We start from the raw sequence: 16,758 nt of genomic DNA on the forward strand, positions 1-16,758 counted from the left end.
AAGATTCGCGGGTGCCGCTAGCACGGGCGGGGGGCGGGGGGAAGGGGAGGCATCGCGCTACGATCGCGCGATGATCTCTCCGCCTGGATAATCGTCCTTAGCCTCACGGTACATAATGACCCTGCCAGCAAGGCGTGTCGCCTGCCAGCCTGCAGGAAGCATTTGACATACAAGAGAAATTATCGATCGCACGGTGTTTTCAGCTGCAGTTAATTGCACCGTCGCGTCATGCAATTCCTGTATGGCGCCAGCGCTACGTTCGAAACGAAGCGTGTAGGGGAGTTGTGGCGTTATCCTGCTGAGCAGGTTGTGCGCGGATAGCGGATCCAAGGGCAGATGCGCGGATACGTCGATGTCGATGTTAATGGGGTAGTTCGCATCGAACCCGTCGGCCTTCAGGGCTGTCGTATCCCGTTTTCTGCCAGGATCGTTGCTGCCAAATCCGGATCCATTCCAGGCGGGTTTCTGATCCCTTCTCCTGTAGTGCTCGATCAGCGCGGTCTCGAGATCCATTGCGGAGAAAACAAGAACTTCGACGGCACGGAATGAGATGTCGTCAACCGAGAGGTTGTGACGGCTCATAATCGTCCAAGCGTGCCTAGAGAGGCGCTGACGAAGTCCTGCTTCCGCGTCAGTTTTGCCCACGTAGACCAGCCTATCCCGATGGAATAGTTGGTAGACGCCCTGAGCATTTGGAAGCTGATCGGCGGTGGCGGGTGTGAGTTGCCCTTGCGGCATCCGATCAAGCAAACTTACAAGTTGCTTCAGAAGGGCTGGCGCGAGGGCGAACTCAAATGACTCGAAACCGGTAATTGCGGGCGCTTGATCAGGCATTGCTTCTCGTAGTCGCTTTAAGATGCTTCGCGACATCCTTAGCAACTACGGCGGCCAAGTCGACCGGAACGGCATTGCCTAGCTGGCGCATCGCTTCCGACCACGAGCCGTGTAATTCGTAGGTGTCGGGGAAAGTTTGCAGACGCGCACTCTCCCTAACGGTGAAGTAGCGGACGCTTCCATCGGCTCGCGTCAGCATATTCTCTCCCCCAGGAACTCCGTGGACACCAGCTTTCAGAGTCTTTGCGGGTTCGTCGAGAGGGCTACCGGTATGACCGGGATATGATTTAGCGCCTGCTTGGAAGCGATGATTCAAGATTTTAGATGCATGCGCGCTTGTCGGTTCGGGAAGATCGCAGATCGCATCTCGCACTGTTCGCCATGCTTTCGTAAGCGGCTTTTCGCGCAAAAGCTGAGCCTTGCTCAGGGCACGTGCATCCACGGTGCGCTCTCCAAGGGAAGCCTTATGGCGATCCCAATAGGTGTTCGAACGGCATTGCTCCCACAGGAGCGCATCATTTGAATGAGTGGGGGCGGGAAAATTCCACTCGATATCCAAGTCCGATCGAAAGCCGACAAATACAATGCGTTCGCGTCGTTGTGGGACCCCGTAGTTTGCAGCGTTCAACACCTCGGCAAGCAAGGTATAGCGAAGGCCTTCGTAATTGGCTCCGCCCTTTGTCTTGGTGTGATGGCGCTCAAGGCGGCGCAGGTGATCATCCCAATTCTCATCCGCCGCGGGATGGATTTCTGGATATTGAAGTTGCAGCTCGATATACAATTTATACGACGCAAACGCCGCACGCGTGAGCCCCTTCACATTTTCGAAAATAAAGGCGTCGGGCTTAATTTCTCGGACGGCTCGCACCGCCTCACCCCACATATCCCGTTTGTCAGCGTGGGCTTTATGCTTTCCGCCTAGCGAGAATGGTTGGCATGGCGGACCGCCGCTGACGAGCGACACCTTCCCCTCAAAAGACGAAAAGTCCACGCTTCGGACGTCGCCATGAATCGGCTCTGGCCAAGCGGAAACCGGTCGGATTTTATTCCTGCGATTCTCATTGATCGTGTCGCAGCACCAACGGTCCCACTCGACAATCTTCACGGGCTTAAAGCCAGCTTGGCTGACTCCCATGCCAAGTCCGCCGGCACCGGCAAAAAGCTCTACGGCTTGCATCTAGCCCCTCACGCGATAAGAAATGAGCGCAGTTTGTTCCGCGTATGTTCTATATCGCGAATCTCGCATTCCCACACAACCAAAATTTGCCACCCATCAGCCTCCAATGCGGCGACATGACGCGCATCACGTTGCGCGTTGGCTTCAAGTTTGGGAGCCCAAAAGTCCAGCCTTGATTTAGGTAATCTAGCCAGCTTGCATCCGGCATCAGGGTGGCGATGCCAGTAGCAGCCGTGCACAAAGATCACTTTATGCCGCGATCGAAAGACCAAGTCCGGCTTTCCGGGTAGGCTGCTGTCGTGCAGTCGGTAGCGAAAGCCCATCTGATGGACGAGGCGCCGAACGACCCACTCCGGCTTGGTGTCCTTGCCCTTAACGCGCGACATTCGGGCGCTTCGTTCAGCAGGGGACAAGGTATCGGCCATGAATCTTTCTAGCGAAATGGCTCTTAATGCGCGCTTGGTAGCTGATGATGGCAACATGGGAGTAGCGCGAACGTATCCGCTCAAATTTATGTTCCACATTTGTTCTTACAATGTAGGAAAATCCCCCATAACTGAGTCGGCTCCTGGGAAGAGGAGCGAGTCGCATGGCGGGCGAATTCGGGCGGTTGCGTTGGTCGGGGGCGGTGCGGGAGGCTTTTCTGCGCGGGCTGGCGGCGCATGGTTCGGTGCGGCGGGCGTGCCGCGAGACGGGGATGAGTACGGCCGGCGCTTATCATGCGCGCAGGCTCGATCCTGATTTTGCCCGGCTCTGGGCCCGGGCGGTGGCGCGGGCCGGGGAGGCTCGGGCGGCGCGGCTGAGTGAGGCGGCGGCGAAGCATGCGCGGCGCGACGGGATGTTCGGTGCCTATCGCAGGCGGCGGGACGGCTGGACAGAGGTGCGGGTGCGCATCTTCCTGCGCGGGCTCTCCGAGACCGGCTGCGTGCGCGATGCCTGCCAGCGGGCGCGGATCTCCAGCACCTCCGCCTATCGGATGCGGCAGCGCGACGCGAAGTTCGCCGAGGCCTGGGCGAAGGCGCTCGACCGGGCGCTGCCGACGCTCGAGCAGGCGGCCTGGGAACGCGCGGTGATGGGCTGGGACGAAGTGGTGTGGAAGGACGGGGTGGAAGTGTCGCGCAAGCGGCGCTTCTCTGATGCGCTGCTCCGCTTCCTGATCAACCATGCCGGCGCCGGCCAGCCGCACCGTAAGCTCAGCGAGAAGGAACTGATCGCGCAGGCGCGGGCGGCCGCCTATGCCGGGCGGCTATTTCGAGCTGCGCGCGACCTCCGAGGAAACCGATGCCGCGATCATGCGCAAGCTCGACGCGATCGACCGGGCGCGGGCGCGCGAGGCGGCGGATGCGGCCGAGAAGGCTGCGGCCGAGGCCGCGGCGCTGGGCGAAGGGTTCGGGGAGGAGGACGACGACGAGGATTGGGACGAGGACGACGACGGCGAGGACGAGGAGGATGCGCCGGCGGAGTGGGTGCCGAAGACGTTCGGGCAGCCGCGGATTACGGGGATGTAGTCCGGCCTACTCCCCTCCCTTTCAGGGAGGGGGATTGGATCAGGTTAGAACAACAGGGTCAGCGCGTAGAACAGGGCGCCGACCGCCGCCGAGGCGGGGATGGTGATGATCCAGGCGGTGATGACGTTGCCGGCCACGCCCCAGCGGACCGCCGAGGCTCGCCTTGCGGTGCCGGCGCCGATCACCGCGCCGGTGATCGTGTGGGTGGTCGACACCGGAATGCCGAGCACCGAGGCGCCGAACAGCACGATCGAGCCGGCCAGCGAGGCGCTGAAGCCCTGGTGCTGGGAGAGCTTGGTGATGCGGCTGCCCATCGTCTCGATGATCTTCCAGCCGCCGCTCAGCGTGCCGAGCGCGATCGCGATGTAGCAGGAGATCGCCACCCAGTGCGGCACGTGGAACTCGCCGTGGAGATAGCCGGTCGAGTAGAGCAGCACGGTGATGATGCCCATCGTCTTCTGCGCGTCGTTGAGGCCGTGGCTCAGCGAATAGGCGCCCGAGGAGACGAGGTGGAGCATGCGGAAGCTGCGCTCGGCGGTGCGCGAGGTGGCGCGCATGAACAGCCAGGAGGTGATGAGCATCACCAGCATCGCCAGGATCATGCCGATCGTCGGCGAGAGGACGATGGCGATGAGGGTCTTGTTGAGGCCGGTCCACTTGACGCCGGTGAGGCCGGCATGGGCGACGCCCGAGCCGATCATCCCGCCGACGAGGGCGTGGGAGGAGGAGGACGGGATGCCCTTGAGCCAGGTGACGACGTTCCAGAACATCGCGCCGACCAGCGCGCCGAAGACGACCGCGGGGGTGATGAAGTTCTTGTCGATCAGGCCCTGGCCGATCGTGTCCGCGACCTTGTGGAGCGCGGGGAAGGCGATGGTCAGGAAATAGGCCGCGAAGTTGAACACCGCGGCGAAGGCGACGGCGTGGACCGGCTTGAGGAGGCGCGTCGCCACGACGGTGGCGATCGAGTTGGCGGCGTCATGCAGGCCGTTGAGGAAATCGAACGCGAGCGCGACGATTATCAGGCCGATGAGCAGCGGTAGGGCGAGTTCGTGCATCGCTCTGGGCTCTATCAGGCGTGGTCGATGACGATGCCGTCGATCTCGTTCGCGACATCCTCGAACGCGTCGACGATGCGCTCGAGATGCTTGTAGACTTCGCGCTGGACCGAGAAGTTGAGCGCGTCGATCGGGCCGAGCTCCTTGAACGCGCGCTTGAGGCCGTCGCGGTGGATCTCGTCGGCATGGCTCTCCATGCGGACCAGGCGCTCGGTGAGCTCGTGCAGGCGCGCGCCGTTGCGGCCGACGTCGCGGAGCAGCGGCATCGCCTCGACGACGAGGCGCGAGGCATCGACGATGATCGCGACCATGTCCTGCATCTCGCGCTCGAACTTCGCGACTTCGTAGAGGTCGATCGCCTGGACGGCGGCCTGCATCTCGTCGATCGCGTCGTCCATCGAGCCGATCAGCGAGGTGATCGCGCCGCGGTCGAACGGCGTGAGGAAGGTCTCGCGGACGGTGCGCAGCATCTCGCGGATGATCTCGTCGGCGTCATGCTCGCGCTCGATGACTTCGCGGACATGATCGCGGTTGCCGTCCTGGACCAGCCGGGCGAGCGCCTCGGCGCCGGCCGCGACGGTGACGGCATGCGCTTCGAAGAGCTCGAAGAAATTGCCCGTCTTGGGGAGCAGGCGCTGGAACCAGGCGAACATGGACTTCACTTTCGATTTTTCGGCGACAGCGGCGAGGATGCCGATGCGCTGGGTGGCTGCCTTGAACTCGGAGGGGCCGAAGGAGCGGATGAGGTCGCGCAGATCCTCCTCGTCGACCGCCTCGGCGGCTTCGGCGAGGCTGAACCAGCGGCGCTCGCGCTGCGACTGCTCCTTCCAGGACGAGAGTTCGGCGGTGACGGCGAGGGGGAAGACCTCGACGTCGAACATCAGCGAGGCGCCGTTGGGGCGCTTCTTGCGGTAGCGATAGGTGCCGAGCGTGGTCGGGCAGACGAGGCCGAGCACGCCCGCCTCCTCCTTCGCCTCGAGCGCGGCGGCGCTGTGGAGGGCGACGCCGGCGGGCGGGTTGCCCTTGGGAATCACCCAGCGTCCGGTCTCGCGCGAGGTCACCAGCATCACCCGCACGGGTGCGTCGATCGCGGTCCCCTCGGTGCGATAGGGCAGGGCGGCAATCTGGCGAATGGTGGCGGCTCCGGGAAAAGGCTGGCGTGGGCGTTACAAGTTCATGACTGGTACGCGCAAGTAAACATCGGCGGGGGCTGGACCATTAGGGCGCGGGCGGGAGAGCCCGCGCCCACCGATGGGTACCGCCGGAGGGAGCCGGCGGACCTGCCTGACCCCCGCATTGGGACGAGGGCCATGCGACATGGGGCGAGGGTGAGTCGCCCGAGTCCATTGATTTCGGGGCGCTATTGGCGTGCGGGACACCGTCCTCAAGCGGGACGTTGCCCATTTTGGCGGAAGTCTAGTCGAATGCGACCGGTGCCGGCCGGCCGGCGATATAGGCCCGCGCCGGATCCTCCAGCGGGAAACCGTTTACACCCAGGCGGGCAAGCAGGAGGCGGACGGTGGAGAAGCTCTGGATGCTGGTCGCCACCGACTCGGGACGGTTGAGCCAGGCCTCGGATACGAGCAGCTTCTTGCCGTGCCGCTCGACCCGGCCATCGGCGAGCAGGCGGGCGAGGCGGCGGCGCACCGTCGCCTCGGGCAGGCCGAGCGCGCGGGCGACGGCGCTGGTCCGCACCGGCACGCGCAGCGACAAAGGCGGCTCCTTGCGGCCATCGGCATAATGCCAGGCCAGCTCGCGATCGGCGTTGAGCAGCCGCGAATTGGCGGCATAGATCGTCGAGAACAGCACCAGCTCGAGCCAGTCGGCATGGGTGCGTCGGTTGGTATCGACCACCGCGAGCATCAGGTCGATCGCCGCCTGGACCCCGGCGGCGTGATGATAGGACCGGGCCATGCCGACCGCGGGCATCTGCACCCCGGCCCGCGCCATGTCGGCGACGAAGCGCACGGCGGCATCGTGGATCAGGACGAGCAGCGCCGCGATCTCGGGCGAGCGGAGCTCGGCATGGCTGGCGCGCACGCCATCGGGGCCACGCTCGCACCAGCCGGCATCGACCAGCGCGTGGACGTGGCGACGCACCGTCTCGTACGGCCGCGACAGCGACATGGCGAGCGAATGGGCCGAGACGCTCTGCGCCAGCCCCTCTCCGGCATCGAAGGAATAGGTGTCGCGCGTGATGACCGAGAAGATCGTGACCCGATCGAGATCGCCGTCGAACAGCCGGATCGCCCGGGCCAGCACTGTCGTCTGCAGCTCGGCAAGCAAGCGAGTCATGAGCCGGATCGGCGGGGGATCATGAGGCAGGCGGATCGACATGCTCTGCGCGCGATCTTCGCCGCTAGCGGCGCGGACAGCTACCCCGGGGATTCCCTATTTCGCCATTTTGAGTAGAAGGAAATGTCGGTTTCCGTTGGGGAAATCGTCTCCAATCGCCGGAACGGGTAACCATGTTTTCCTGGCTCGCCCTTAGGCTGGCGGCATAGGGACGGAAGCGATCCGTAGCGGACATGGCCGCGCAATCGGCTAGGCTGGAGACCGGTCCGGGCAGGGGGAAGGCGATGCGGGTTCTGGCGAGTCTGGCGGCAGCGATGGCAATGCTGGCCGCCTTGCCCGTGGCGGCACAGCAACAGGCTGGCCCGCCCGTGGCGCCGATCGCCCCGGCCCCACCCGCTCCACCGCGTGCGCCCTGCCGGCCGGTGGGGGACGTGCCGGTGCTCGTCATCGATCCGGGAAGCGCTGCCCGGCTGGGCGCGATCGGGCTCGATCGTGCGGCGATCTTCGCGCAGATGCACGAGACCTCGATCCCCGAGACCTCCGGCTGCTGGGCCGAGCCGGCGGGCAATTTCGACAGCCAGCTCGTCTCGGTCGGCATGTCGCAGTGGAATTTCGGCACAGGCAGCCTGCAGCCGCTGCTGAAGCGCTGGAAGAAGGGCCAGCGCGGCCAGTTCCGCCGCCAGCGCAAGGCGCTGCTACCGGTCTATGGCAAGACGATCTTCTCGCGCGACTGCCTGGCGGTGCCGGTGAAGGCGAAATGCCGGGAGAAGATACTGGCGGCGCACGGCGCCGACGCGAAGCTCAACCCCGTCATCCGGGGCGAGTTCAACGCGCTGTTCGAGAGCGACGCGATGCTGCAGGTGCAGCTCGACGCCTATCTGGTGCTGCTGGAAGCGGTGCGACAGGACCTGCTGCGCGTGTTCCCGGGTCAGACGATCACGCTGCGCAAGGTGCGATGGGCCGTCGATACCAAGGTGCAGCAGGGCGGTTTCCCGCTCGACGAGGACCTGGCCCGGCTGCGGCGCAAGCTGGCGGCGATGCCCGAGGCCGACCGGCGCGACCGGCTGGCGGCGATCTTCGCCTGGTATGGCGCGCTGGCCCGCAGCATCGACCAGGACGGGGTGCAGCGCGACTGGGCGTGGAATCTCGATCGTTGGGGCTGCATGCTCGACACCGGCCGGATCGACCCGGAGCAATATGAGATGCTGCACCTGACCTTCCTGCGCAGCCGCACTGCGATCGGCAATTCCGGGCGCTGGCAGGCGCTTACTTTCGAACGGCGGGCCAAGATCATCCTTGGGGTGGGCAGCGTCTCCGGCAGGACGGATGGAGAATGTTTGCGCTGACCCCTTGGAACTGCCGGCCCCGACAGCCATTACGTGACGGGAACATTTATCCGGAGTGCGGGCAATGCGCGGTTTGCTGGTTGTTGCGAGTATGTTGGCGGTGGCGGGTTGCGCGAAGCCCGAGAAGAATGCGCGCTACATGGCCGGCCATTTCCGCGCCCAGGCCGACCTGAAGATGGCCGACGGCACCGATGTCGGCAAGGCGATCGCCGAGGAAGTGGACGGCACGATCCGCGTGATGGTGGAAGTGCACGGCATGACCAAGGGCGTGCACGGCACCCATGTCCACACCGTCGGCAAGTGCGAGGGGCCGGACTTCGCCAGCGCCGGCGGCCATTGGAACCCGACCGCGCACCAGCACGGCAAGGACAATCCGGCCGGCCCGCATGCCGGCGACATGCCCAATCTTTCGGTGGGCGAGGATGGCCGCGACCGCACGATCTTCGTGCTGCCGGGCGGCACCTATGAAGGGCTGATGGACCAGGATGGCGCGGCGTTGGTCGTCCATGCCAATGCCGATGACTACAAGAGCGATCCTTCGGGCAATTCGGGCGGCCGCATCGCCTGCGGCGTTTTCCACGCGATGTGACGCGTGCAGAGGGCAAAGTGACGTCGGTTCTGTTTGTATGCCTGGGCAATATCTGTCGCTCGCCGCTCGCCGAAGGCGCGCTGCGGGCGGCGGCGGCGCGTGCCGGGCTGGAAGTGACGGTGGATTCGGCCGGCACCGGTGGCTGGCACGCCGGCGAGCCGCCGGATCGCCGCGCCCAGGCGGCGGCGACCCGGCACGGCACCGATATCTCCGGGCAGCGTGCCCGGCAGGTGCGGCCCGAGGATTTCCGGCGTTTCGACCATGTCTTCGCGCTCGACCGGCAGAATCTGCGCGACCTGCAGGCGATCCTGCCGGCGGATGCGACTGCCGAGCTGGGGCTGCTGATGGACCTGGTGCGGGGGCGCGAGGGCAGTTCGGTGGCCGACCCCTATTATGGCGAGGACAGCGATTTCGACGTGACCTGGGACGATGTAAGCGCCGCGGCGGATGTGCTGGTGACCCGGCTGGGCGGGCGCTAGGCTTCAGTCCGCGAAGCCCGTCGGCGTCAGGCGCAGGCGGCGCAGGTCGAGCTTGATGTCGGTCTGGAAGCGGGCCGCTGCGGCGTCGGACAGGCGCGCGGCGTGCGCCGCGTCCTTGCGGCCCATCGCGTCGGAAAAGGCGCTGCCCTGCGCGATGAAATTGAGCATATAGGTCTCGGCCAGCTCCTGTCGGGCGGCATCGTCCATTCGCACGAAACCGGGACTGGTGCCGAGCGCGCCGGCGATCTGGCTGCGCACCGCCTGCACCTGCGCGCGGCTGGTGAAGGGGACCTTGTTGGCGATCTGCCAATTCTGGACCCAATAGGCAGTCATCGCATCGGCCACGTCGCCGCGGCGCAGGCCATCCGTCGCGACATGCCGTTCCCACAGGCCGAGCAGATCGTTCTGCTGGATCACCTGGCGCAGGCGCGCGGCATTGGCCGGATCGGCCCTGGCAACGAAATCGGCGAACCGGGCGCGCACGCGCACCGAGATCGCGGGGGACGGCTGGTAGCGCGTGCCGGAGGCAGCTTTTGGGGCTGGCGGCCTGACCGTAGCGCGGCGTTCGCCGCCGCGGCTCCGTACCGTCGCGCCCAGCACATTGTTCATCTGTCCGACCGAGGCCATGGACGCGCCGAAGTCGATATATTGACCGCCGATGGCAGGGAAATCCTGCGCTGCCGCCGGCGCTGCAGCGAGAAGCAGGGCAGCGAGAATGGTGAGGCGCTGTTGCATTGCGGATGCTCCTGTCTTTGCAGCAAGTCTGGCGGGCTACCGTGACATTGGGAAGCCACGCGACAGGGCGTGAGGGGGCGGCTGGGCGGGCGCGTGCCACGTTCTGCCGCGTGCCGCGCAGGTACCCTCCGCGACCTCGGGGATAAGCACCTGCCTCGGATGGGGGAAGTAAAGGGCGATGTCGCTGCGGTGCTGAGATCAGGGGGCTGTGATCTCGCCGGCGGCCCGGCCAACGATCGACACGCCGCCGCTGCCGGTTCTGGTCGTTGCGCCGACCCGGTTCGGGGTAGGCAGGTTTTCTTCGACAAACGAGGGAGATATGCGCCGTCCTGGATACGATCGCGCTTGATCGGCGTGATCGGGACAAGATACAGTTCCGCCCAAGGGGGAACATCACATGCATTTCGGGACCGGGTTGCGTACGGGCGCCTTGCTGGCGGCTGCTTGTCTGGCTGGGTGCAGCGGCGGCGGATCCGGCGGCGGCGGCAGTGTCGGCGCGCCGACTGCGGCAACCCCCACGCCCACCCCCAGCCCGACGGCGACCCCGACGCCCGCCGCCACGATGTTCAGCGCGGTCGGCATCGGCACGCTTTACGCAACCGTGACCTTCGACACCAATGGGAGCGGCAATCCGTTCGACGCGGGCGATTCCTCGACCGCAACGACTGCCGGAGGCGAGTTCGGCCGGGATTCGGGAGTCGATCCCCGCTGGACATCCGGAACGGTGCCCGCGACCGCGAGCATGGCCATGCAGGCCTGGGGTCGCGACAGCGTTACCGGGCTTCCGCTCACCATCATGAATGCTCCCGCGGGCGCCACGGTGATCTCGCCCTATAGCGCGCTGGTGTTCGCGCATGGCAATGAGGCTGCGGTCCGCAGCGCGCTCGGGCTCGCCAGCGGGACCGACGCGATCCGCGCGACGCTGAATCCGCTGACGTTCAACCCGGCGCAGAACCTGGCGAACAGTGACGCGGCGGTGGCGCGGGACGCGGCGCGGATGACGTCGGTCAACCTGCAGCTGTTCGTGATGGGCATATTGGGCAAGGCGACCAATGGCGACCGCCCCGATACCGCGGGGCCCATCGACCTCTCGTCGCGCTATCTGGCCGAGCTGGTTCGCGAGGGCGTGGGGCTGCGGCTTACCGACCGGGCGGTGATCCTCGCGGCGCTGCGCAAGACTGCCTATAAGGTCTCGGGCGACGAGCGGCTCGGCCGGATGGCGGATTACATATCCGCCTATTTCCGGGCGATCCCCGCCTTGCTCGGCAATCCCGCCGAAGCGCGGGCGTGGATGCACGCCTTCCAGTTCGGGGTGCTGGCGGACATCCAGGCGCCGGGCTTCTCGGCTCCGGGGCTGGTCGTGCCCGACGAAGCCGCGATCCGGGCCACGGCCGCCACCTTCATGGACGCGCCGGCACCCGTCGGCACGGCATTCTTCACGACGACGGACTATCGCGAGCTCAGCAACCACCCGATCGCGGCGATGGACTATCGCGCGGTCCTCACGGGGTGCAACAGCCACCTGGCGCTTCCGACCTGCAATGATTCCGAAGGGTATCTCGGAATGAACATCGTCGATGGGCAGCCGGTCGCCCGGGTGACGGCGGTTGCCCCGAAAGACCCGGCGGTGCTCTCCGTCACCGTCAATGCGGACGGCAGCATGACCATTGCGCGGGTGGGCGGTTTCACCGGGCTGACCTGGTTCAGCTATACCGCGCAAATGCCGAGCGGCGCGACCGCGACCGGGCGGGCCTATGTGCGGATGCGGCCCTTCTAGGCTCCGCCGAACGCTTCGAAGCCCGTCGCCATGCCGGGCAGCCACATCTTCGTGGCGAACTGCCAGGTGGCGAGCAGGATGAAGGCGCTGGCCGCCAGCAGCGCTGCGACGGCGCCGATGCGGAGCGCCGGGGCGGCATCGGCACGGCGGGCGCGGATGAAGGCTTCGGCGACGGCGAGGTTGGGCAGGTAGAAGGCGAAGTCCATCACCATGTCGAAGCCGCCGCGGAAATCGGCGGTGTGGCCGAGCTTGCCGAAGCACAGGAACCAGAAGCCATATTCCATCCGGTATAGCCAGGAGCCGATCGCCAGCGCGAACAGGCGGATGGCCCAGGCGCGGTGGGATTCGAAATCGCGGGCGCGGGCGTTGGTGAAGGCGAGGCCGGCGCACAGCACCATCAGCGCGCCGTAGAGGCCGAAGCCCAGGTCCATCGCGGGGCCGCCGACCGTGCCCTTGGCCAGGATGAAGCCGAGCCCGCCCAGCCCGGCGATCGCCGCGGCGGTGACGTAGAGCCGGCCCAGCCAGCGGTGGAGCGCGGGGATGCGGGCGCGGATCGCGGCGATCAGCTGGACCGGGCCGAGCAGCAGCAGCACGCCGCCGGTGACGAAATGCGCGCCGATCGCGATCGTGGCGAAGGGCGTGGCGGCCTCGTGCAGGCGGGGGAGGCTCTCGTTCCAGCGATCGGGTGCGCCGCCCGCCAGCGTGCCGCCGTAAAAGGCGAGGATATAGGCGCCGAACAGCGCGGCGCTCAGCCAACTCGCGGCGACCAGCAGGATCGATGCCCGGCGCAGCGCGGGGCTGCCGGTGTCTGCCGGCCGTTGCGGGGATAGGTCTTGCGCCAGTGTCGCCATGTCCGGGCCTTGCTTGTTGCGCGGGGAGTAGAGCGCGATTGCGGCGCGGGCGCCAGCTGTCGCTTGTGATGATTTCGCGCCCGTCTTTTCCCCGGGAAACAAGCCTGTATAACCCTGCCCAGGGCGGGGGCCCATGGGGAGCATGGATGGCCGAAGCCGACACCGCCTGGCCAAGCCACGGCGGGGAAACAGGGGAAAGATTGCGTGCGCCCGACTTCGCGGTGCCCGAGCTCGGGCCGGTCGCGGAGTGGCCGGGCGAGCTCAAGGTCGCGCTCGACCTGATGCTGGCATCTCCCCAGCGCGCCTTCGTCACCTGGGGGGCGGACTATCTGTTCTTCTACAACGACCGGATCCTCGAGGCCTATCGCGACGAGAATGCCCGGATCTTCGGGCGCTCCTACAACAAGAGCTGGCCGCAGGTCTGGGACAAGGTGGGGCAGCATTTCGAGCGGGCGCTGGGCGGCGAGGCGGTGGTCCGTCCCGGGCTGCACGTGCAGGCGGTGCGCGGCAATGGCGAGAAGGTCGATATCCGGGTCGATCTGGCGATGACGCCGATCCGCGGGGCGGATGGCGCGGTGCTCGGCATCTTCGGGACCAGCGCCGACCGCACCGAGCATTACGAGACGGCGGAGCGCGAGCATGAGGCGCGCGGGGCGCTGGAGGAGAAGACGCGGACGCTTGAGGTGGTCAACCAGGCGGGCGTGGCGATCACCGGCGAGCGCGACAGCGCACGCGTGGCGCAGACCGCGGTGGATGCGGGGGTGGCGCTGATCGGGGCGAAGTTCGGCGCCTTCTTCTACAACCATGTCGATGACGACCAGGCCGAGGCGTACATGCTCTACGCGCTGGCCGGGGCACCGCGATCCGCCTTCGAGAAATTCCCGATGCCGCGGATCACGCGGCTGTTCGAGCCGACCTTTGCCGGCACCGGGATCATCCGGGTGGACGATGTCACGCTCGACCCGCGCTATGGCGACAACGCGCCGTTCCGCGGCATGCCGGAGGGGCATCTGCCGGTGCGCTCCTATCTGGCGGTGCCGGTGCGCACGCCCTCGGGCGATGTGATCGGCGGGCTGCTCTATGGCCATCCCGAGCCCGGGCGGTTCAGCGAGGCGGCCGAGGCGAGCCTGGTCAGCCTGGCGGGCCAGGCAGCGCTGGCGATGGACAATGCCCGGCTGTTCGAAGCGGTCGAGCGCGAGCTGCATCGCCGCGCCCAGGCCGAGGAAGAGCTGCGCGTGCTCAACGAGGGGCTGGAGATCCGCGTCGCGGAAGCCGTGCTCGAGCGCGAGGCGGTGTTCGCGGCGCTCCAGCAGGCGCAGAAGATGGAGACGATCGGCAAGCTGACCGGCGGCGTGGCGCACGACTTCAACAACCTTCTCCAGGTGATCTCGGGCAACCTCCAGCTGCTCGCGCGCGACGTGCAGGGGAACGAGAAAGCCGAGCGCCGGGTGGCGAACGCGCTGGCCGGCGTGCAGCGCGGATCGAAGCTCGCCAGCCAGCTGCTCGCCTTTGGCCGGCGCCAGCCGCTCGAGCCGCGGGTACTCAACGTCGGCAAGTTCCTGGGTGGGATGGAGGACATGCTCCGCCGTGCGCTGGGCGAGGCGATCGCGATCGAGGTCATTACCTCGGGCGGGCTTTGGAACTGCCAGGCCGACCCGACCCAGCTCGAGAATGCGATCCTCAACCTCGCGATCAACGCGCGCGACGCGATGCAGGGCACGGGCAAGCTGACGATCGAGGCGGCCAATGCCTCGCTGGACGATGACTATACGCGGCGGCTCGAGGACGTGCCCGCCGGGCAATATGTGATGCTGGCGGTGACCGACACCGGCAGCGGCATCCCGCCCGAAGTGATCGAGCAGGTGTTCGAGCCGTTCTTCTCGACCAAGCCGGAGGGGCAGGGATCGGGCTTGGGGCTGTCGATGGTCTATGGCTTCGTCAAGCAGTCCGGCGGGCATGTGAAGCTCTATTCGGAAGTCGGCCACGGCACGACGGTGAAGCTGTACCTCCCGCGCGTGCGCAAGCGCGAGGAAGTGCTTGTCGCCTCGCACGAGACGGTGGCGATGCGCGGTGGCAGCGAGACGATCCTGGTCGCCGAGGACGATCCCGATGTGCAGGCGACGGTGGTCGAGCTGCTGACCGAGCTGGGCTATACCGTGCTGCGCGCCAATGACGCGCAGAGTGCCCTGAGCGTGATCGAGAGCGGAGTGGCGATCGACCTGCTGTTCACCGATGTGGTGATGCCCGGCGCGCTGAAGAGCCCCGAGCTGGCACGGCTGGCGCGGGCGCGGCTGCCCGAACTCGCGGTGCTGTTCACCTCGGGCTATACCGAGAATGCGATCGTTCATGACGGCCGGCTCGATGCGGGCGTGGAGCTGCTGTCCAAGCCGTACACGCGCGAGCAGCTGGCGCGGAAGGTGCGCGCGGTGATCGAGGGGAAGCGGGGGTAGCGGCTGGTCGCTGCCCTGACCTCCCTTTTTTGTCATCCCGGGCTTGAGCCGGGATCCCGCTGTCTTGCCCCGCCGAAGAAGAAGCGGGACCCCGGCTCAAGGCCGGGATGACGGGGTCGTTTGGGGTGACGGGTCAGGGGCTTCAGCCGTTCAGCGGATAGCGCGCCACCGCGTCGTAGCGCGCGCCTTCGTGGCCGAGACTGCTTTCGAACAGGAAGAAATGGTCGAGCGTGAAGGGGGTGCTGGCGAGGCCGGCATGCGCTTCGACGAAGCGTTCGACGACCTCCGTGGGGCTGTTCATCCGCGCCAGGGTGATATGCGGCAGATAGGCGCGGCCTTCCGGCGGCTGGCCGGCGCGGACCAGCGCCTGATCGACCTTGCGGTGGAGCGCGGCGAGCTGCTCCTTTGGGCGCACGCCGGCCCAGACCGCGTTCACCCGGCCGCGCTTGTCGAACGCGCCGACGCCTTCCAGGGACAGTTCGATCGGCGGCCAGTAGACGCCTGACAGAGCAGTCGCCGCATCCTCGGCGGCGCGCTCGTCGACATCGCCGATGAAGCGCAGCGTGATGTGGAGCTGGTCGTCATCCTGCCAGCGGGCACCGGGGATGCCGCCCATCAGGCCGAGCAGCTTGGCGCGGATCGGGGCGGGAGGACGCAGGCCGACAAACAGGCGGATCATACTCAGGGCTGATAGCCCCGGTTTTGCTTGAAAACACCCCGTATGAGCGCGATATTACACCATGACCGGCAGGTGCCGGACAAAGGAGTTTTGCAATGGCTGATTGGTCGGATCCCCGGACGGGTACCTATGGGACCGCCGGCGCGGGCGTGGAAGCGCGCGACGCGGGGCTCAGGTCGTACATGCTGTCCGTCTACAACTACATGGCGTCGGGCGTGCTGCTGACGGGCATCGTCGCGCTGCTGTTCGCCAAGAGCGGCGCGATCGACGTGCTGTTCGCGCTGCAGCAGACCTCGCGCGGGGTCGGCTATGCGCCGACGCTGCTCGGCTGGGTGGTGATGCTGGCGCCGCTGGGCATCGTGCTGCTGATGAGCTTCGGCCAGATGCGCCTGTCCACCCCGGCGATGCAGGCCCTGTACTGGGTCTATGCCACGGTGATGGGCCTGTCGCTGTCGACGATCTTCCTCGTCTATACCGACACCTCGATCGCCCAGGTGTTCTTCGCCACGGCGGCCGGCTTCGCGGGCCTGAGCCTGTGGGGCTACACCACCAAGAAGGACCTGTCGGGCTTCGGCACGTTCCTGATCATGGGCGTGGTCGGCCTGATCGTCGCTTCGCTGATCAACCTGTTCCTGCAGTCGGGCCCGCTGGCCTTTGCGATCAACGCGATCGGCGTGCTGCTGTTTGCCGGCCTGACCGCCTATGACACGCAGAAGATCAAGAGCATGTACAGCTATGTGGCCGGCACGGACATGATGGGCAAGGCCGTGGTGATGGGCGCGCTGACGCTCTACCTCGACTTCATCAACATGTTCCTGTTCCTGCTCCGCCTGTTCGGCAGCCAGCGGAACTAAGTTCCCGGCAGGTAAAAGAAATTGCGGCCCGGCGGGGAAACTCGCCGGGCCGTTTTCTTTTGCGCCCGCATGGTTTCCGGCACGGGAACGCGAATCGAATTGCGTTCGTTACAACTTGGCAACGCT

The 16,758-nt window shown here is 66.4% G+C and carries 17 protein-coding genes; 7 read left to right on the forward strand and 10 right to left on the reverse strand.

The features are described from left to right. Positions 1-57: 57 nt before the first annotated feature. From AC1RJ5_RS17490 to AC1RJ5_RS17505, 4 genes are all read right to left on the reverse strand, one after another. Positions 58-834, reverse strand: coding sequence for a GIY-YIG nuclease family protein (locus AC1RJ5_RS17490; RefSeq protein WP_342250711.1), 777 nt, complete (start codon positions 832-834; stop codon positions 58-60). After that, positions 827-2,011, reverse strand: a complete 1,185-nt coding sequence (locus AC1RJ5_RS17495) for a DNA cytosine methyltransferase (RefSeq protein WP_342250710.1) — start codon at positions 2,009-2,011, stop codon at positions 827-829. Before AC1RJ5_RS17495 ends, AC1RJ5_RS17490 begins: the two co-directional genes overlap by 8 nt. A gap of 8 nt (positions 2,012-2,019) precedes the next feature. Then, positions 2,020-2,436 carry a very short patch repair endonuclease gene (locus AC1RJ5_RS17500; RefSeq protein ID WP_342250709.1) on the reverse strand — a complete coding sequence of 139 codons (417 nt, stop codon included), beginning with the start codon at positions 2,434-2,436 and terminating at the stop codon, positions 2,020-2,022. A 544-nt stretch (positions 2,437-2,980) separates the two neighbouring features. Beyond that, entirely contained in the window at positions 2,981-3,133 is a 153-nt protein-coding gene (locus AC1RJ5_RS17505; RefSeq protein WP_493114771.1) for a hypothetical protein, read from the reverse strand. Positions 3,134-3,246: 113 nt separating this feature from the next. Here AC1RJ5_RS17505 and AC1RJ5_RS17510 point away from each other — a divergent pair, with 113 nt between their 5' ends. Beyond that, entirely contained in the window at positions 3,247-3,519 is a 273-nt protein-coding gene (locus AC1RJ5_RS17510; RefSeq protein WP_493114773.1) for a hypothetical protein, read from the forward strand. A 44-nt stretch (positions 3,520-3,563) separates the two neighbouring features. On the opposite strand, the gene AC1RJ5_RS17515 is transcribed toward AC1RJ5_RS17510, so the two are convergent. From AC1RJ5_RS17515 to AC1RJ5_RS17525, 3 genes are all read right to left on the reverse strand, one after another. Beyond that, positions 3,564-4,577, reverse strand: a complete 1,014-nt coding sequence (locus tag AC1RJ5_RS17515) for an inorganic phosphate transporter (protein ID WP_184169155.1) — start codon at positions 4,575-4,577, stop codon at positions 3,564-3,566. 14 nt (positions 4,578-4,591) lie between these two features. Then, positions 4,592-5,647 (reverse strand): DUF47 family protein, encoded by a 1,056-nt coding sequence (locus tag AC1RJ5_RS17520; RefSeq protein ID WP_493115802.1) that lies wholly within the window; start codon positions 5,645-5,647, stop codon positions 4,592-4,594. Between the two features lie 346 nt (positions 5,648-5,993). After that, entirely contained in the window at positions 5,994-6,872 is an 879-nt protein-coding gene (locus AC1RJ5_RS17525; RefSeq protein WP_184169154.1) for a hypothetical protein, read from the reverse strand. A gap of 284 nt (positions 6,873-7,156) precedes the next feature. Between AC1RJ5_RS17525 and AC1RJ5_RS17530 the strand changes: the two genes are divergently transcribed. The 3 genes from AC1RJ5_RS17530 (at position 7,157) to AC1RJ5_RS17540 (ending at position 9,286) form a co-directional block, all read left to right on the forward strand. Then, positions 7,157-8,218, forward strand: a complete 1,062-nt coding sequence (locus AC1RJ5_RS17530; protein WP_493114776.1) for a hypothetical protein — start codon at positions 7,157-7,159, stop codon at positions 8,216-8,218. Between the two features lie 91 nt (positions 8,219-8,309). Further along, entirely contained in the window at positions 8,310-8,807 is a 498-nt protein-coding gene (locus AC1RJ5_RS17535) for a superoxide dismutase family protein (RefSeq protein WP_260396214.1), read from the forward strand. Between the two features lie 17 nt (positions 8,808-8,824). After that, positions 8,825-9,286, forward strand: a complete 462-nt coding sequence (locus AC1RJ5_RS17540) for a low molecular weight protein-tyrosine-phosphatase (RefSeq protein ID WP_269572840.1) — start codon at positions 8,825-8,827, stop codon at positions 9,284-9,286. A 3-nt stretch (positions 9,287-9,289) separates the two neighbouring features. Here the strand turns inward: AC1RJ5_RS17540 and AC1RJ5_RS17545 are convergent, their stop codons facing one another. Then, positions 9,290-10,021, reverse strand: coding sequence for a DUF6683 family protein (locus AC1RJ5_RS17545; RefSeq protein ID WP_493114778.1), 732 nt, complete (start codon positions 10,019-10,021; stop codon positions 9,290-9,292). A gap of 397 nt (positions 10,022-10,418) precedes the next feature. Between AC1RJ5_RS17545 and AC1RJ5_RS17550 the strand changes: the two genes are divergently transcribed. Next, positions 10,419-11,798 (forward strand): hypothetical protein, encoded by a 1,380-nt coding sequence (locus AC1RJ5_RS17550; RefSeq protein ID WP_342250705.1) that lies wholly within the window; start codon positions 10,419-10,421, stop codon positions 11,796-11,798. On the opposite strand, the gene AC1RJ5_RS17555 is transcribed toward AC1RJ5_RS17550, so the two are convergent. Beyond that, on the reverse strand, positions 11,795-12,649 hold the full coding sequence (locus AC1RJ5_RS17555) for a DUF2306 domain-containing protein (RefSeq protein ID WP_493114780.1): 855 nt from the start codon (positions 12,647-12,649) through the stop codon (positions 11,795-11,797). The two genes, AC1RJ5_RS17550 and AC1RJ5_RS17555, sit on opposite strands and share 4 nt — an antisense overlap. 200 nt (positions 12,650-12,849) lie before the next feature. Here AC1RJ5_RS17555 and AC1RJ5_RS17560 point away from each other — a divergent pair, with 200 nt between their 5' ends. Further along, complete coding sequence (locus AC1RJ5_RS17560) at positions 12,850-15,099, forward strand: ATP-binding protein (protein ID WP_493114782.1); 2,250 nt, start codon at positions 12,850-12,852, stop codon at positions 15,097-15,099. A 142-nt stretch (positions 15,100-15,241) separates the two neighbouring features. Here the strand turns inward: AC1RJ5_RS17560 and thpR are convergent, their stop codons facing one another. Continuing rightward, positions 15,242-15,778 (reverse strand): RNA 2',3'-cyclic phosphodiesterase, encoded by a 537-nt coding sequence (gene thpR, locus AC1RJ5_RS17565; RefSeq protein WP_269572835.1) that lies wholly within the window; start codon positions 15,776-15,778, stop codon positions 15,242-15,244. A gap of 95 nt (positions 15,779-15,873) precedes the next feature. On the opposite strand from thpR, the gene AC1RJ5_RS17570 reads away from it, so the two are divergent. Beyond that, positions 15,874-16,632 carry a Bax inhibitor-1/YccA family protein gene (locus AC1RJ5_RS17570; protein WP_269572834.1) on the forward strand — a complete coding sequence of 253 codons (759 nt, stop codon included), beginning with the start codon at positions 15,874-15,876 and terminating at the stop codon, positions 16,630-16,632. Positions 16,633-16,758: the final 126 nt, after the last annotated feature.

This window comes from Sphingomonas sp. GW822-FHT03G08, from assembly GCF_058801135.1.

What these genes read in the sequence shown, in the direction of transcription:
- AC1RJ5_RS17490 (WP_342250711.1), bottom strand. Translation starts at nt 834, where the DNA reads ATGCCTGATCAAGCGCCCGCAATTACCGGTTTCGAGTCATTTGAGTTC.
- AC1RJ5_RS17495 (WP_342250710.1), bottom strand. Translation starts at nt 2,011, where the DNA reads ATGCAAGCCGTAGAGCTTTTTGCCGGTGCCGGCGGACTTGGCATGGGA.
- AC1RJ5_RS17500 (WP_342250709.1), bottom strand. Translation starts at nt 2,436, where the DNA reads ATGGCCGATACCTTGTCCCCTGCTGAACGAAGCGCCCGAATGTCGCGC.
- AC1RJ5_RS17510 (WP_493114773.1), top strand. Translation starts at nt 3,247, where the DNA reads ATGCCGGGCGGCTATTTCGAGCTGCGCGCGACCTCCGAGGAAACCGAT.
- AC1RJ5_RS17515 (WP_184169155.1), bottom strand. Translation starts at nt 4,577, where the DNA reads ATGCACGAACTCGCCCTACCGCTGCTCATCGGCCTGATAATCGTCGCG.
- AC1RJ5_RS17525 (WP_184169154.1), bottom strand. Translation starts at nt 6,872, where the DNA reads ATGACTCGCTTGCTTGCCGAGCTGCAGACGACAGTGCTGGCCCGGGCG.
- AC1RJ5_RS17530 (WP_493114776.1), top strand. Translation starts at nt 7,157, where the DNA reads ATGCGGGTTCTGGCGAGTCTGGCGGCAGCGATGGCAATGCTGGCCGCC.
- AC1RJ5_RS17535 (WP_260396214.1), top strand. Translation starts at nt 8,310, where the DNA reads ATGTTGGCGGTGGCGGGTTGCGCGAAGCCCGAGAAGAATGCGCGCTAC.
- AC1RJ5_RS17545 (WP_493114778.1), bottom strand. Translation starts at nt 10,021, where the DNA reads ATGCAACAGCGCCTCACCATTCTCGCTGCCCTGCTTCTCGCTGCAGCG.
- AC1RJ5_RS17550 (WP_342250705.1), top strand. Translation starts at nt 10,419, where the DNA reads ATGCATTTCGGGACCGGGTTGCGTACGGGCGCCTTGCTGGCGGCTGCT.
- AC1RJ5_RS17555 (WP_493114780.1), bottom strand. Translation starts at nt 12,649, where the DNA reads ATGGCGACACTGGCGCAAGACCTATCCCCGCAACGGCCGGCAGACACC.
- thpR (WP_269572835.1), bottom strand. Translation starts at nt 15,778, where the DNA reads ATGATCCGCCTGTTTGTCGGCCTGCGTCCTCCCGCCCCGATCCGCGCC.
- AC1RJ5_RS17570 (WP_269572834.1), top strand. Translation starts at nt 15,874, where the DNA reads ATGGCTGATTGGTCGGATCCCCGGACGGGTACCTATGGGACCGCCGGC.